Raw genomic sequence first — 15,288 nt, 5'->3', positions numbered from 1 at the left:
GGGTACGACACAATCAGGGGGTGCCCCCCTCCAGTGAAGAGACACGACTGGTCGCCGGTCGCTACCGGCTGCGCTCGGTGCTGGGCTCGGGGTCGATGGGCACGGTCTGGTCGGCCTACGACGAGTTCCTGCACCGCCAGGTGGCCGTCAAGGAGATGAAGGTGCCGCCGGGCATCCCGTCTTCGCAGGCCGACGAGCTGCGGGAACGCACGCTGCGCGAGGCCCGCGCGATCGCCGTCCTCTCCCACCCGAACGTGATCATCCTGCACGACGTCGCCCGCGAGGACGACCAGCCGTTCGTGGTCATGGAGCTGCTGCCGTCGCGCAGCCTCGCGCACATCCTGCGCGACCACGGGCCGCTGACCGTCGAGCAGGCCGCCGCGGTCGGCATCGCCGTGGCGTCCGCGCTGGAGGCCGCGCACGCCGCCGGGATCACCCACCGCGACGTCAAGCCGGGCAACGTCCTGGTCGCCAGCGACGGCCGGATCAAGCTGACCGACTTCGGCATCGCCCGCAACGTCTCCGAGGCGACCATGACCCGCACCGGGATCATGCTCGGCTCCCCCGCCTACATCGCGCCCGAGGTCGCCTCCGGCGGCGCGGTCGTCCCGGCCGCCGACCTGTGGGGCCTCGGGGCGACGCTGTTCGCCGCGGTCGAGGGCGCACCGCCGTACGACGCCGACGGCGACCCCCTGGAGACGGTCGGCAAGGTCGTCAACGGCAAGGTGCCCAAGCCGAAGGCCGGCCCCCTCTCCGACGTCATCACGGCGTTGATGAAGAAGGAGCCCGGCGACCGGATCACCCTGCGCGAAGTCCGGCACCGGCTCTACCCGCTGCAGACGAAGACGCCGCTCGACCTGTTCGGGCCGGAGCTGTTCCGCACCCCGGACGGGAAGAAGACGTCCGCGCAGCCGGACGCGACCGACACGCAGGTGATCAAGACCGTCCTGCCCGAGAAGAAGTCCGAGGAGTCGAGCAGCGAGCTCGCCACGGACCCGGGTCCGCTGCCGTTCCTGCGGCCGCCTACGCCGTCTCCTTCGCCGTCACCTTCGCCTGCCCCCGAACCGGCGACGTTGTTCGTCGCGCCGCCGCGGGCCGGGCGGCGCACCGCACGGGCGACGGCGGTGCTCGTCGCGGTGGCGATCCTGCTCTTCCTGGTGGCCGCGGGCGGCGGGTTCGCGCTGGCCAGGACGGTCGGCGGGCAGTCCCTGCTGCCGCCTGCCGCCGAGCCGGCGGCCACCTCGAACGGGCCGACGCAGGTGCCGCCGCCGACCCTGGTCCACCAGACCGGCAACGGCAGCTACCTCGTCAACGACGGCGGCCAGTACGGCCTCGACGTGCCGGAGGGCTGGCAGAAGTTCGTCGCCCCGCACACCACGAAGTTCGGCACGAGCCTGGTCGTCCAGTACGTCTCCCCGGACGGCCGCCGATCGCTGCGCCTGGAGCGGCTGGCGAAGTACTTCGACCAGTCCGAGGGGTACGACGACTACGTCGCCTGGCTGCGGCAGTCCTACCCGGACGACTCGTTCCAGCTGTACGGCCCCTTCCCCCAGCAGGACAAGACGGTGACGCTGACGTACCGCCTGGCTGAGGGCGGAGCACAGCCCCAGAGCGACGGCGGTGGGGGCACGCTCGTGACGTTCGTGAAGATGGTCCAGGCCGGGACGAGCCTGTGGATCCTCTCGGTGACGGTCCCGGCGGTCCAGGAGAGCGCGGGCCAGCAGGACGTCTTCGAGCGCGTCCAGAAGACGCTGCAGGTTTCCGACTAGGGCGCCCGGTTCAGCACCTCACGGGACACGAACTCCTGCGCGAGGTGCCGCAACCCCGTGAAGATCCGGTCGCCGAGCACCGTCGCCACCAAGCCAGCTTCGATGATCTTGTCGAACGACGTCAGCCCCGTCACCACCTCGACGTCCAGCTCCGCCACGCGCATCGCCAGCGCGAAGTACTCGTCCAGGCGCTCGGCCAGCTTCTCGTGCCCCAGCTCCTTCGCCGTCGCCAGCGCGGCCACCAGGTTGCCGACCGTGTAGTCCTCCATCCCGTGCCACTTCCAGCCGTGGCGCAGCGCCAGCTCGTGGAGCAGCCCGGCTGCCCATTCCGCAGCCTCGCCGGACACCTTCGGCGGCGGCCCGGCCAGCTCCTGCTGGACGACGCCCATCGTCTCGTGCGGGGTCGCGTCGCCGTCGATCGCGGCCAGGACCGCTCCCACCGACGCCAGCGGCAGCCCGCCCACCTCGGTGAGCGCCTTGACCAGCCGGAGGCGCTGGACGTGCGCCGCGGAGTAGCGGGCCTGGTTGGGGCTCGTGCGCTCGCCCGGGAAGAGCAGGCCTTCGCGCAGGTAGTACTTGACGGTCGCGACCGGCACCCCCGACTCGGCGCTCAGTTCGGCCATCCGCATGCGCATCCGCTCCGATCCCGGGGTTCGTCTCCGGGGCAACCCTGAAGACTTCTCAGCATGGATAGTTTAGCTTCCCATAACGGAGAGCTTGACTATCCATTCTGGGAGGAACCATGACCATCCTTGCCGACGTCCGGAGCAGAACGCGCGGGTGGCACCGCCCGTCCGCGATCGCGGCCGCCACCCTGGGGGTGGTGGCGGTGCTGTGCGTCGCCGCGCTGCTCGTCGACCAGCGGACCCTCGCCGGCGCGCCGATCTGGGCGAAGCCGTTCAAGTTCGCGATCTCGGGCGCCCTCTACTTCGCCACCTGGAGCTGGCTCGTCTCGCTGCTGCCGCGGTTCCGGCGCACGGCGTCCTGGCTGACGAACTTCCTCGTGGCGATCTTCGCCGCCGAGTACGTCCTGCTCGTCTTCCAGGCGGCCCGCGGCCGGGCGAGCCACTTCAACAACGCGACCCCGCAGGACGCCCTGATCTACAACGTCATGGGCAAGATGATCATGGGTCTCTGGGTCGCCACGCTCGTGCTGACCGTCCTCGTCATGTTCACCAAGCTAGAAGACCGGGCGAGCTACTGGGCCGTGCGCGCCGGCGCCGTGCTGTCCCTGGTCGGGATCTCGCTGGGCATCCTGATGACGAACCCGACCGCGCAGCAGCTCGCGCAGTGGCAGACGGGCGGCACGCCGGACATGGTCGGCGCGCACACCGTCGGGCTCGCCGACGGCGGTCCCGGCCTGCCGATCCTCGGCTGGAGCACGGTGGCGGGCGACCTGCGGATCCCGCACTTCGTCGGGATGCACGCGCTGCAGGTGCTGCCGCTGCTCGCCATCGCGCTCGCGGCGCTGGCCCCGCGGTTCGCCCGGCTGCGCGACGACGCCGTCCGCGCGCGGCTCGTCCTCGTCGGCGCGGCCGGGTACGCGGGGCTGACGGCGCTGGTGACGTGGCAGGCGCTGCGGGCGCAGTCGATCGTGCACCCGGACGCGGCGACGCTGGGGGCCGCCGCGGCGCTGGTCGCGGCCGTCGGGCTCGGCTCGTGGGCCGTGACGCGGTGATCCTCTTCGACCTGGCGTTCCCACTGGCCGTGCCGTTCTGGGCCTTGATGGTCCTGGCGCCGAACTGGCGGTGGACGCCGCGGGTCATGGCGTCGCCGTGGGTGCCGCTGCTGCCGCTGGCCTGCTACTTCGCGCTGGTGCTGCCGCACTTCGGCGAGTGGGGGCGGGCGATGCTCTCGCCGGACCTCGGCGTGCTGCAGACGCTGCTGGCCACGCCGTGGGGCGCCGGGCTCGTCTGGGCGCACCTCATCGCGTTCGACCTGTTCATCGCGCGGTGGATGTACTTCGAGGGCCGGCGCGTGGGGCTTTCGCCGTGGCTGGTCAGCCCGATCCTGGTGCTGACGATCTTCCTGTCGCCGTTCGGGCTGGTGGTGTTCCTGGTGGCGCGAAGTGCCCGGTTACGCTCCCGGGCATGAGTGAACACGAGGCCGCGGCCGCCATCGCCAAGCGCACCGGCGTGGACGCGCACGACATCGCGGTGGTCCTGGGATCGGGCTGGCGCCCGGCGGCGGACGTCATCGGGGAGTGCGAGACGGAGATCCCGTTCGCCGAGCTCCCCGGCTTCACCACGCCCGGCGCGGTGGGCCACGGCGGCACCATCCGCTCGCTGAAGATCGGCGACAAGAACGTCCTGGTCATGCTCGGCCGCACGCACTTCTACGAGGGCAAGGGCATCGACCCGGTGGTGCACAACGTGCGCACCGCGGCGGCGGCCGGCGTCCGGTCGGTGCTGCTGACGAACGCGGCCGGCGGGTTGCGCGAGGGGTTCCGCGTGGGTCAGCCGGTGCTGATCTCCGACCACCTGAACCTGACGGCGCGCTCGCCGATCGTCGGCGCGAACTTCGTCGACCTGACGGACCTGTATTCGGCGCGGCTGCGCGGGATCGCGAAGGAGATCGACCCGTCGCTGGAGGAGGGCGTCTACGCGGGCCTGACCGGGCCGCACTTCGAGACGCCGGCCGAAATCCACATGCTGCGCACGCTGGGCGCGGACCTGGTCGGCATGTCGACGGTCCTGGAGGCGATCGCGGCCCGCGCGGCCGGCGTCGAGGTCTTCGGCCTGTCCTTGGTCACGAACCTGGCGGCCGGCATGACGGGCGAGCCGCTCAACCACCAGGAAGTCCTGGAGGCGGGCCGCGCGGCGGCGACCCAGATGGGCTCCCTGCTGCGCGAGCTGGTCACCCGCGCCTGACCCAAGACCGTGAATGGCACATTGAGGGACTTAGCGTCCGTCAATGTGCCATTCACGGCTTTCCGGCGACGGCTCCTGCACCCCCGGCCCCAGCCCGTAGGCTGACGCGGTGACGATCGATTCGACCTTGCGTGACGCCGCCTTCCGCTGGATCGCCGACGACCCGGACGACGACGCGCGCGCCGAGCTGCAGGACGTTCTCGCCAAGGCGATGGGCGGCGACGCCGGTGCCGCCGGCGAGCTGGCCGACCGGATGGCCGGGCCCCTCGAGTTCGGCACGGCGGGGCTGCGCGGGCCGGTGCGCGCCGGGCCGAACGGGATGAACGTCGCCGTCGTCACGCGCACGACTGCCGGTGTCGCGGCGTGGCTCACAGCCCACGGGCACGCCGGCGCGCTGGTCGTCGTCGGCCGGGACGCGAGGCACGGCTCGGAAGCCTTCGCGACCGCGGCCGCCGAAGTCCTCACCGCCGCGGGCTTCGACGTCAAGGTGTTCCCGAAACCGCTGCCGACCCCGGTGCTCGCGTTCGCCGTCGGGCGGCTCGGCGCGGTGGCCGGGATCCAGATCACCGCGTCGCACAACCCGCCCGCCGACAACGGGTACAAGCTCTACGACGCGACCGGCGGCCAGATCGTCCCGCCGTCCGACGGCGAGATCGAACGCGCCATCCAGGCCGCGCCCGCCGCGGTGAGCGTGCCCCGCGCGCCCGGCGCCGAGGTCGTCGACCTGCTCGACTCCTACCTCGACGAGGTCGCGACGCTGCCGATGGGCGCCGAGCGCGCGGTGCGTGTGGCCGCGACCGCGTTGCACGGCGTCGGCGCCGACACGCTGCACGCGGCGTTCGAGCGGGCCGGGTTCACCGACCTGCACCTGGTGGGCGACCAGGCCGCGCCCGACCCGGACTTCCCGACCGTGTCGTTCCCGAACCCGGAGGAACCCGGCGCGACCGACCTCCTGCTGGCGCTGGCGTCCGAAGTGGACGCCGACCTGGCGATCGCGCTCGACCCGGACGCCGACCGCTGCGCGCTGGGCGTCCGCGAGCGGGATGGCCGGTGGCGGATGCTGCGCGGCGACGAGACCGGCGTCCTGCTCGGCTCGTACGTCCTGTCCACAGTGGACCGGACGCTTCTGCCGGACCCGCTGGTCGCGACGACCATCGTGTCGTCGTCGATGCTCGGCGAGGTCGCGAAGGCCGAAGGCGCCCGCTACGCCGAGACGCTCACCGGGTTCAAGTGGCTGGTCCGCGCCGGCGAAGGGCTCGTCTTCGCGTACGAAGAAGCGCTCGGCCTGTGCGTGAACCCGGGTTTCGTGCGCGACAAGGACGGCATCGCCGCCGCGACACTGGCCGCCGGCTACACCGCGCGGCTCAAGGCCGAGGGCCGCACGCCGCTGGACGTCCTGGACGAGCTGGCCCAGCGCCACGGCGTCCACCTCACCGACCAGGTTTCCCTGCGGGTGACCGATCTCGCCGTCCGCGGGCAGCTGATGGCTAAGGTGCGGGAGACGCCGCCGGCCGAGCTGGGCGGGGTCGCCGTCGCGCTCGACGACCTGCTGCCGGACGCGGATGTGCTGCGCCTGACCGGCGAAGGCGTGCGCGTGGTCGTCCGCCCGTCCGGGACCGAGCCGAAGCTGAAGGCGTACCTGCAGGTCGTGGCCCCGGTGACGGGTTCGCTCGCGGAGGCCCGCGATGCCGCGAGCGCGCGGCTGGGCGCGTTGCGGACGGCGGTCGAGGAGCTGCTCGCCTGATGCCCAGGCTGCTGATCGTGCACCACACGCCGTCGCCGTCGACGCAGGCGCTGTTCGAGGCGGTGCTGGCCGGCGCGACGCACCCGGACATCGAGGGCGTGGAGGTGGTCCGCCGCGCGGCACTGGCGGCGACCGTCCCCGACGTCCTCGAGGCGGACGGCTACCTGCTGGGCACACCGGCGAACCTGGGCAGCATGAGCGGCGCGTTGAAGCACTTCTTCGACACCGTCTACTACCCGTGCCTGGACGCGACGCGGGGGCGGCCGTTCGGCTACTGGATCCACGGGAACAGCGACACGTCGGGGACCGAACGCCAGCTGCTGTCCATCACCACGGGCTTGGCGTGGGAAAAGGTGGCGGAGCCGGTCATCAGCACGAGCGAACCGGACAAACGGATCCTGGAAGCGTGCACCGAGCTGGGCGGCACCGTGGCCGCCACTTTGATGTCCTGAAAAAGTAAGGGGCCTGTCACCGGAAGCCCTGGGGGTCGACCTCCGGCAACAGGCCGTGGCCAAGGGATCGCCGCGAGGGCGTTCGACCTTGACAAGCTGAAGCGTACTACACCCAGGCGATCATGACGAGTCGAGAAGACGCGACAGCCTCTCGTCTTGCGGTTCCGTACACCCCCAGGGTACGGAGAGCAAGACGAGAGGCGTGCCAACTGTAAACCACTGCATACGATAGCTGTCAACATGTGCGTACAGTGGTTTCCCGGCTAGAATTTTCACGGCGGAAACTCAGGGGGCGGGTATGGCACGGGAACGCACTTTCGCGGAACGGCTGAGCGCCCTGATCGAGGCGGCTCGGCTCGACGGGCGCGCGCCGCACAGCTACCGGGAGATCTCGGCGGCGGTGGAACGGGCGGGTGGGCCGGCGATGTCGCCCGCCTACCTGCAGCAGCTGGCCACGGGCAAGCGCGTCAACCCGAAGATCCACTACGTTGAGGCCCTGGCGAAGCTGTTCGGCGTGCCCGTCACGTACTTCTTCGACGAAGAGGCAGCCGCGCCCCCGGCCGGGGAAGCGCAGCTGATGGCGATGCGGGCGCAGGAGCTCTCCCCGCAGGGGCGCCGGCAGGTGATGGACCTGCTGGAGCTGGTGGAGCGCTACGAACGGGCCGAACGCGAGGGCCGCAACCCGGAGGACACCGCGCGATGAAGGAACGAGAGCTGCGCCGCCGCTGCCGCACGCTGCTGAAGCAGCTCGACATCGGCCCGCCGCTCGACGTCGAAGTGCTCTGCGCGCGGCTGGGCGAGCAACGCGGCAAGCCGATCCGGCTGATGGCCTACCCGCTGGAGGTGCCCGGCCCGTTCGGGTGCTGGATCGCCACTTCTTCGGCGGATTACATCTTTTACCAGGCCGAAACCACGAAATCCCACCAGGACCACATCATCCTGCACGAGCTCGGCCACATGCTCGCCGACCACCACCCGCACGGCGACGCCCAGCCGGCCGACTTCCTGCGCGGCCCGGTTCCGGATCTTGACCCGGATGCAGTACACCGCGCACTGCGCCGGTCGTCCTACGATGACGCCCACGAGTGGGAAGCCGAGACCGTCGCGACCATCATCCTCGAGTGGGCGTCGGTCCTGAACTACACGATCCCGCGGCGTGCTGCGGACCGGGATCTCCGCCGGATCCAGGGGACGCTCGGCGATCACCAAGGGTGGTTGTGAGCACACTTTTCAGCCCCGTGAACGTACTCGCGATGGTGCTGTTCGCCGCGGCGTTGGCGTGGCGGATCTACCAGGTGCAACGCGCGCCGACGGTGCCCAACTGGGCCGTCACCGCGTGCGTCGCCGGGTTCGCCCTCGCGTTCCTCCTCCAGCAGCAGGTGATCTCCGACGACATCGACGCGGTGTTCGGCCTGGGTGCCGCGCGGGTGCTGAACAACGCGCTGCTGGCGTGCGCGGTGTGCGCGCTGGTCGTCTTCTTCCTCGGCTCGGCGCTGGGGCCGCGGCGCTACCGGCGGGTGGCGGTCGAGCTGGTGCCGCTGGCGGCCGCGATCGCGTTGATGGTCGTCGCGATGGCCCTGACCCCGCCGGAGCTGCGCGGGCTGGCGCTCGGGCCGTCGACGATCCACGACAGCGGGGTCGCGGTGTTCTACCTCGGCGCCGGGCTGTACCTGATCTACGGCCTGATCGCGTGCGCGGCGTGGATCGTCCGCTACCTGCGGGTGGCCGACCGCGACCTGCGGATCGGCCTGCGGATGAGCGCGGTCGGCCTGGCCTGCGCGGCGGCCGGCAGCATCTTCCGCGCGCTGTACATCGTGGTGGCGTGGGCGTTCGGCCCGGTCGTCAAGGTCCTGCTGCTGCTCGGGGTGCCGTTCGTGATCATCGGCGGGATGCTCTTCCTGCTGGGCGTCACCTACCCCGGCGTGCGGGCGCGGTTCTCGGCGTTGCGGCGCCGGCGTCAGCACCGCCGCGAACACCAGGCGTTGGGTCCGTTGTGGACGGTGCTGGTCCAGGCCTTCCCCAGCATCGTGCTGCGGACACCGCCGCGCCGGCGGGCCGAACGCCTGTCGCCGCGCAGTGTGCACCGCGTGTACTACCGCCGGGTGATCGAAATCCGGGACGGCCTGGTGCAGCTGTCGCCGTACCTGGACGCGGGTTTCGGCGACGTCGTCGCGACCGATCCCGGCGCCGCGGCGGACGCGTTGAAGGCGGCGCTGGCCCGGCACGCGGCCGGCGAGAAGAGCGACGGCCACGCGAAGCAGGTCCTGCCCGCGCCGGCGGACGACATCGAATCGGACGTCCGGCCGCTGCTGGCGCTTTCGGCCGCGATGGAGTCGTGACGTGGACACGGTGATCACCGCGGGCCGCGTGCTGCCGCGGCCCTCGGCGCCGGTGGTGGACGGCGCGGTGCTGGTCCGCGACGGCGTGATCGTGGCGGCCGGGCCGCGGGCGGACGTGCTGGCGCGGGCCGCGCCGGACGCCGCCCGGCACGACTTCCCCACCGGCACGGCGTTGGCGGGGTTGTTCAACGTCCACGTGCACCTGGCTTTCGACGCGTCGCGGGAGATGCTGGCCCATTTCCAGGCCGGCACTTCGGTGGCGGACGCGCGTTCTCGGCTGTCGTCGATGCTGCGCAGCGGCGTGACGACGGTGCGCGACCTCGGCGACCGCGGGCACCTGGGCGCGGCGGTCCGCGAGTCCTTCGCGGGCGAGGTGGCGCCGCGGCTGCTGGTGTCGGGCCCGCCGATCACGGTGCCGGCCGGGCACTGCCACTTCTTCGGCGGCGAGGTCGCTTCCGACGCCGCGATCCGCTCGCTGATCGACGAAAACGCGGCAGCGGGCGCGGACGTGATCAAGGTGATGGCCAGCGGCGGCCAGATCACCGAGGGCGGCGCGGACATGTGGGAGTCCCAGTTCGACGCCCGGCAGCTCTCGGTGGTGGTTTCGCACGCGGCGTCGCACGGGTTGCCGGTGGCGGCCCACGCCCACGGCGCGGACGCCATCGAGGCGGGGGTGTCGGCCGGGGTGTCGACGGTGGAGCACTGCAGTTTCCTGACCGGACCGCGGTCGTTCGACCGGCGGGACGCGGTGGCGTCGAAGATGGCCGCCGACGGGATTTCGGCGTGTTCGACGAGCAGCCGGAACTGGCGGATGATCGTCGAGAAGCTCGGCGACGAGACGGCCCAGGCGATGTACGGGCGGCTGCCGTGGCTGGAGGAGCACGGCGTCCGCCTGCTCGCCGGAACCGACGCGGGCTTGCCGGGGTCGGTGTTCGACGATCCCGTGGGGGCGTTGGAGTTGTACGAGTGGCTCGGGTTTTCGCGGCGGCGGATCTTGGAGATCGCCACCTGCGACTCGGCGGCGGGATTGGGGCTGACTGAGGTGACCGGCCGGCTCGAGGCCGGCTTGGCGGCCGATGTGCTCGTCGTCGAGGGTGACCCGCTGGCTTCGCTCGCCGCGTTGCGGAACCCGCTGCTGGTGCTGGCCGGGGGCCGCGCCGCCTAAGTCCACGATCGGGGAACGCCCAGTTTGGTGACACCGTTTTAAAACAGTGTTACCGTAGCTTCCACCACCCCGAGAACGAGTCCCCCGATGCACGGACCCACCCAGCTCTTCACCGTGATCGCCCTGGTCTCGCTGCCCACCGTCATGTACGGCGGCTACGCCCTCATGGGCGTCATGCGAGATCGCAAGCTCACCGAACACCAGCGCGCGATGTTCCGCGCCGGTCACGCGCACGCCGGCGTGCTGCTCGTCCTCGCCCTCGTCGTCCTCCAGATCCTCAGCCGCACGGACCTCTCCGACACCACCCTCTGGATCACCTGCTTCCTGCTGCTCTTCGGGATCCTCGCCCAGTCCGGCGGCTTCTTCCTGCACCTGCTCCCGAACCGGGGCAAGCTCGGCGGGCGCGTCACCAGCGCCGGCGCCGTGCTCCTGGCCGCCGCCGTGCTCGTCACCGCCTACGGGGTCGCCTGAACCGGTCGTTAAGCTGGTGACGTGCCTGAATACCTGCCGACCGCGCCCTACAAGGGGACCCGGGACTTCCTGCCCGCCGAAATGTCCGTGCGCACGCAGGTGTTCGGTCATCTCTACGACGTCCTCGAGCGCCGCGGCTTCCTCCGCTACGACGGCCCGATCCTCGAATCCGCCGAGATCTACGAGCGGAAGTCGGGCCAGGAACTCGCGGACAAGCAGCTCTACACCCTCACCGACAAGGGTGGGCGGCGGCTCGCGCTGCGGCCGGAGATGACGCCGTCGGTCGCGCGGATGATCGCCGGGAGCGCGAAGTCGCTGTCGTTCCCGGTGCGGTGGTACAGCCACCCGAACTGCCACCGGTACGAGGCGCCGCAGCGCGGCCGCGTCCGGGAGCACTGGCAGATCAACGCCGACATCTTCGGCTCGGACAGCGCCAACTGCGAGATCGAGATCTTCGAGCTGGTGCACGACATGATGGCCGCGCTCGGCGCGACGCCGGACATGTTCGTGCTGCGCGTCAACGACCGGAACCTGCTGACGTCGGCGCTCACCGACGTCGCCGGCGTCTCCGAAGACCACCTGGCCCAGGTGTTCGCGCTCGTCGACCGGTGGGAGAAGTACCCGCGCGAGAAGCTGGCCGAGAGCGCCGGCGAGATCGGCTTGTCGGACAAGCAGTTCGAGAAGCTGGCCGAGACGCTCGGCATGGGCGAGGCCCTGCTCGACGAGCTGCCCGCCGAAGTGCGCGAGCAGTCGAACCTCGTGAAGGTGCTCGACAGCGGCGCCAAGGACCTGGTCAAGTACGAGCCGATGATCGTGCGCGGGCTGGCTTACTACACGTCGACCGTGTTCGAGGTCTTCGACACCTCACCGGAGAACCGCCGGGCGCTGTTCGGCGGCGGCCGCTACAGCGACCTCGCGTCGATGTTCACGCCGCAGCAGATCCCGGGCATCGGGTTCGGCATGGGTGACGTCACGCTGATCGACTTCCTCGACACGCACGGCCTGACCCCGGCCCCGCGCAGCGAGGTCGACGTCATGGTGATCCCGGTGACCGAGGACCTCTCGGACGCGGCCCGCTCGGTGGCGGCGTCCCTGCGCGGCGCCGGCCTGCGGACGTCGACGCCGATCGAGCACCGCAAGCTGGGCAAGGAGCTGACCCGCGCGGACAAGGCGGGCGCGGTCGCGGTGGTGATCGTCGGCCAGGAGGACTGGGCGGCCGGGAACGTGACGGTCCGCAGCCTCGCGACCCGCGAGCAGAATTCGGTCGCGATCGCCGACGCCCCCGCGGCGGTCCAGACCCTGCTGAGCTGAAAACCCACTCGACGCCCCTGGCACGCTGAAGGGGTGTTGGACCTTGACCTGCTCATCGCCGGCGACGTGCGGCGGTGGGCGGATTTCGACGTGGAACTCCGGCGGACGTACTGGCCCGCCGGCACCCGCTGCACCCCGCGGGAAGCGCTGGTCGTCGCCGCCTGCTCCGGCGACGGCTACCTGCGGGAGGCCGCGGTCCACCGGCTCGCGGTCAGCTCCGACCCCGAGGCGTTGCCGCTGCTGCTGATCCGCTGCGTCGACTGGGTGGCGCCGGTCCGCGCGGCGGCACGCCGGGCCGCGGTGTCCAAATTGGACGATTCGTCGCTGCGCGCGATGCTTCCGCTCCTCGGCGTCCTGCGGCGTCGGCAGGTCGACGACTGGATGATCGCGCTGCTGCGCGAAAACCTGCCCGGGCTGCTCGACGTCGCGCTGGCGCTCGAAGACCGGGAAACCCGCCGCTGGGCTCACCGCGAAGCGCTCGGTCTCCTGTCGCGCGAACGGCTGCTGGACATCGCGACGCGCGACGAGGACTTCGTCGTGCGCGCGATCGCCGGCACCGCGCTGCTCGACCGCGGCGAGTGCGTCGACGAGGCGCTGGCGGCCGGGGCACCGAAGGTCCGGATGCGCGCCCTCACCATGGCCGGCGGGGCCGAGGAGTACCTGGCCGACCCGACGTCCGCGGTGCGGTCGATGGCGCAGGCGCTGGTGCTCAAGGCGGGCGGCGACCCGGCCGCCCACTACCGCACGCTGCCGGACTCGTTCGGCGTGCTCGCCGGGCTCGGCGAAACCGGGACCGCCGGCGATGCCGAGCGGCTGGAGCGCGCCCTGAGCCACGACCACCCCCGGATCCGGCGGGCGGCCGTCCGCGGACTGCGTCGGATCGCGCCCGAATCGACCGCGGTGCTGCCGCTGCTGACCGACCCCTCCCCCGCGGTCACCCGCCAGGTGGTGGAGTTCCTGCGCGGCAAGTTCGTCGAGGTCGCCACGCTCCGGGAGCTGCTGGCGGCGGACCGCCCGGTCCACACGCGACGGGCGGCCGCGGCGCTGCTGCGCGACCGCGACACCTGGGTGCGCCTGCACACCGACCTCACGCTGCTGGCCGACGCGGACCTCGGCGCCGACGCCGAGCAGGACCTCCACGCCTGCCGGCAGCACCTGATCGGCGTGTACACGAAACCCACAGCCCGGCTGCGAGCGGAACTCGAGGCCGCCTGCGACGACCTCGACCCCGCGATGGCCCGCTGGATCCGCTTCCTCTTGAGTTCCGCGCAGTACCGATGATCAGGCGGAGCCGGCGCGGCGCAGCCGGAGCGTGAACGTCGCGCCCGCGCCGGGACGGCCCGCCGCCGCGATCGTGCCGCCGTGGCCCGTCACCACTTCGCGGACCAGCGCCAGACCCAGCCCGAACCGGCGGCCGTCGCCGTCCGAGCCGCGGGCGAAGCGCTCGAAGATGCGGTCCGCGTCGGCCGCCGGGAAGCCGACTCCGGTGTCGCGGACCCGCAGCTCCACGTGTCCTTCGTCCGGCACGCCCAGCCACACCTCGATCGACCCGCCCGGCGGGGTGTGGCCCAACGCGTTGTCCAGCAAGGCGGACAGCACGCGCCGCAACGCCGTCGGGACGCCCTGGACCACGTACGGCCGCCGCTCGCGCGTCACCGCCAAGCGGACCCGGCCCTCGCCCGCGCGGACCGCTTCCGCCTCGACCGCTTCCTCCGCGAGCGACCCCAGTTCCACCAGCTCCAGCGATTGCCGGTCGCACGCCCGCGCCGACAGCAGCAGGTCCTCGACGACTTCGCCGAGCTCCCGCGTGCCGCGCACCAGCTGGTCGAGGTCGTCCGCGTCGCGGCCGGACGCGCGCCGGGCCAGCAGCTGTGCCCGCGTGTGCAGGCGGGTGAGCGGGGCGCGCAGCTCGTGGGACGCGTCCGCGACGAACGTGCGCTGCCGGCGCAGCGCGTCGGCGAGCGGCCGGATCGCCCGGCACGCCAGCACCCGCCCGCAGAGCACAGCGGCCAGCAGGGCGAGCACCTCGGCGACCACCAGCCCGGACACGAGCGACGAGCGGTCCTGGATCTGGTACAGCTCCTCGAAAAATGCCTGCGAGACGACGCCGCCGCGGTTCTCGACGCGGATCGTGTACGTCATGTCGCCGATCGAACGCCGTTCCGTGTGGACGTCCCCGGCCGCCGGCACCGTCGCGTTCAGCGCCGCGATCGGCATCCCGGCCGGTGGCCGGCCCGCGGGTGCGTGCAGGGCCGGGGTGAACAGCCAGACGCAGCCGGGCGGGGTCTCGGCCGGGCCCAGCTCGACCGTCCTGGCCAGCGTGCGGTCGGCTTCGGCGTGCTGGCGGGACAGCAGGATCGCGTAGGCGATCCCGCCCGCGACGGCCACCAGCAACGACACGACCACGGCGATCTGCGCGGTGATCGCCCACCGCGCCCGCCGCAGGGCCCGCTCCTCGGGGTCGGGTTTCATACCGCGCCGATCTGGTAGCCGAGGCCGTGCACGGTCCGGACGACGCCGCGGCCGAGCTTGCGCCGCAGGTAGTAGACGTACGTGTCCACAATGGACTCCCCGGTCGAGTCGGCGAAGACGTTGGTCCGCAGCGCCGCCCGCGGGTGGATCGCCTTCGGCCGCTGCGCCAGCGTCCGCAGCAGCTCGAACTCCCGCCCGGACAGCGTGATCCGCTCCCCGCGCGGCAGCACGACCTCGTGCCGCAGCAGGTCGAGCGCCGCCGCACCGAGCGGGAGCGACTCCGCTCCTTCGAGGTCGCGGCGACCGAGCGCGCGCAGGCGAGCGAGCAGCTCGTCGGCCTCGAACGGCTTGACTAGGTAGTCGTCGGCGCCGGCGTCGAGCCCGCCCACGCGGTCGGCGAGCTCGCCCAGCGCCGAGAGCACCAGCACGCGCGTGGTCACGGCGTGGGCCCGCAGCTGCCGCAGCAGCTCCAGGCCGTCCAGCACCGGGAGCCGGCGGTCGATGATGAGCACGTCGTACTGCCCGGTGAGCCCGAGGTGCAGCCCCCGTTGACCGTCGTACGCCGCTTCGGTTTCGTAGCCTTCGTCCGCGAGCAGCTCGGTGAGCATGCCCGCCAGTTCCCGGTCGTCCTCGACCAGGAGCACCCGCGGTTTCGCAGCCCCATCGTGCACGCATCCATACTGGCAGTTATTTTC

Annotated in this window: 16 protein-coding genes; 13 read left to right on the top strand and 3 right to left on the bottom strand. The window is 71.9% G+C overall.

All coding sequences use genetic code 11. From position 1 onward, the window contains the following. The first annotated feature begins 47 nt into the window (after positions 1–47). Positions 48–1,769 (top strand): serine/threonine-protein kinase, encoded by a 1,722-nt coding sequence (locus BLV96_RS35970; protein ID WP_086673888.1) that lies wholly within the window; start codon positions 48–50, stop codon positions 1,767–1,769. Here the strand turns inward: BLV96_RS35970 and BLV96_RS35965 are convergent. After that, positions 1,766–2,398, bottom strand: a complete 633-nt coding sequence (locus BLV96_RS35965) for a MerR family transcriptional regulator (RefSeq protein WP_086673890.1) — start codon at positions 2,396–2,398, stop codon at positions 1,766–1,768. The two genes, BLV96_RS35970 and BLV96_RS35965, sit on opposite strands and share 4 nt — an antisense overlap. A gap of 113 nt (positions 2,399–2,511) precedes the next feature. Between BLV96_RS35965 and BLV96_RS35960 the strand changes: the two genes are divergently transcribed. From BLV96_RS35960 to BLV96_RS35905, 12 genes are all read left to right on the top strand, one after another. Further along, positions 2,512–3,447 (top strand): hypothetical protein, encoded by a 936-nt coding sequence (locus BLV96_RS35960; protein ID WP_086673825.1) that lies wholly within the window; start codon positions 2,512–2,514, stop codon positions 3,445–3,447. After that, a complete protein-coding gene (locus BLV96_RS35955) occupies positions 3,444–3,863 on the top strand; it encodes an ABA4-like family protein (protein ID WP_086673892.1) in 420 nt (139 codons plus the stop codon). The genes BLV96_RS35960 and BLV96_RS35955 overlap by 4 nt, the downstream gene beginning before the upstream one ends. Then, positions 3,860–4,639: a purine-nucleoside phosphorylase gene (locus BLV96_RS35950; protein ID WP_086673827.1), complete on the top strand. Its 780-nt coding sequence runs from the start codon at positions 3,860–3,862 to the stop codon at positions 4,637–4,639. Before BLV96_RS35955 ends, BLV96_RS35950 begins: the two co-directional genes overlap by 4 nt. 109 nt (positions 4,640–4,748) lie before the next feature. Continuing rightward, entirely contained in the window at positions 4,749–6,383 is a 1,635-nt protein-coding gene (locus tag BLV96_RS35945) for a phospho-sugar mutase (protein ID WP_086673829.1), read from the top strand. Then, positions 6,383–6,835, top strand: coding sequence for a flavodoxin family protein (locus tag BLV96_RS35940; protein ID WP_086673831.1), 453 nt, complete (start codon positions 6,383–6,385; stop codon positions 6,833–6,835). The genes BLV96_RS35945 and BLV96_RS35940 overlap by 1 nt, the downstream gene beginning before the upstream one ends. Before the next feature lie 298 nt (positions 6,836–7,133). Next, the gene (locus tag BLV96_RS35935; RefSeq protein WP_086673833.1) at positions 7,134–7,538 is read left to right on the top strand and encodes a helix-turn-helix domain-containing protein; all 405 of its coding nucleotides are present in this window, start codon (positions 7,134–7,136) and stop codon (positions 7,536–7,538) included. Continuing rightward, positions 7,535–8,056, top strand: coding sequence for a hypothetical protein (locus BLV96_RS35930; RefSeq protein WP_086673835.1), 522 nt, complete (start codon positions 7,535–7,537; stop codon positions 8,054–8,056). Before BLV96_RS35935 ends, BLV96_RS35930 begins: the two co-directional genes overlap by 4 nt. Next, entirely contained in the window at positions 8,053–9,174 is a 1,122-nt protein-coding gene (locus BLV96_RS35925) for an MAB_1171c family putative transporter (protein WP_086673837.1), read from the top strand. The genes BLV96_RS35930 and BLV96_RS35925 overlap by 4 nt, the downstream gene beginning before the upstream one ends. 1 nt (position 9,175) lies before the next feature. Further along, a complete protein-coding gene (locus BLV96_RS35920) occupies positions 9,176–10,339 on the top strand; it encodes an amidohydrolase family protein (RefSeq protein WP_086673839.1) in 1,164 nt (387 codons plus the stop codon). 87 nt (positions 10,340–10,426) lie between these two features. Then, the gene (locus BLV96_RS35915) at positions 10,427–10,810 is read left to right on the top strand and encodes a hypothetical protein (RefSeq protein WP_086673841.1); all 384 of its coding nucleotides are present in this window, start codon (positions 10,427–10,429) and stop codon (positions 10,808–10,810) included. A gap of 21 nt (positions 10,811–10,831) precedes the next feature. Continuing rightward, the gene (hisS, locus tag BLV96_RS35910; protein WP_086673843.1) at positions 10,832–12,121 is read left to right on the top strand and encodes a histidine--tRNA ligase; all 1,290 of its coding nucleotides are present in this window, start codon (positions 10,832–10,834) and stop codon (positions 12,119–12,121) included. A gap of 33 nt (positions 12,122–12,154) precedes the next feature. Then, positions 12,155–13,402: a HEAT repeat domain-containing protein gene (locus tag BLV96_RS35905; protein WP_244180730.1), complete on the top strand. Its 1,248-nt coding sequence runs from the start codon at positions 12,155–12,157 to the stop codon at positions 13,400–13,402. On the opposite strand, the gene BLV96_RS35900 is transcribed toward BLV96_RS35905, so the two are convergent. Together BLV96_RS35900 and BLV96_RS35895 are read right to left on the bottom strand one after the other, a co-directional pair. Beyond that, positions 13,403–14,593, bottom strand: a complete 1,191-nt coding sequence (locus BLV96_RS35900) for a sensor histidine kinase (RefSeq protein ID WP_086673845.1) — start codon at positions 14,591–14,593, stop codon at positions 13,403–13,405. Then, positions 14,590–15,237, bottom strand: a complete 648-nt coding sequence (locus BLV96_RS35895) for a response regulator transcription factor (protein ID WP_086673847.1) — start codon at positions 15,235–15,237, stop codon at positions 14,590–14,592. Before BLV96_RS35895 ends, BLV96_RS35900 begins: the two co-directional genes overlap by 4 nt. Positions 15,238–15,288 lie beyond the last annotated feature (51 nt).

The organism is Amycolatopsis pretoriensis, assembly GCF_900107925.1.
GTDB lineage: Bacteria > Actinomycetota > Actinomycetes > Mycobacteriales > Pseudonocardiaceae > Amycolatopsis > Amycolatopsis pretoriensis.
This window is presented reverse-complemented; position numbering and strand designations above follow the sequence as displayed.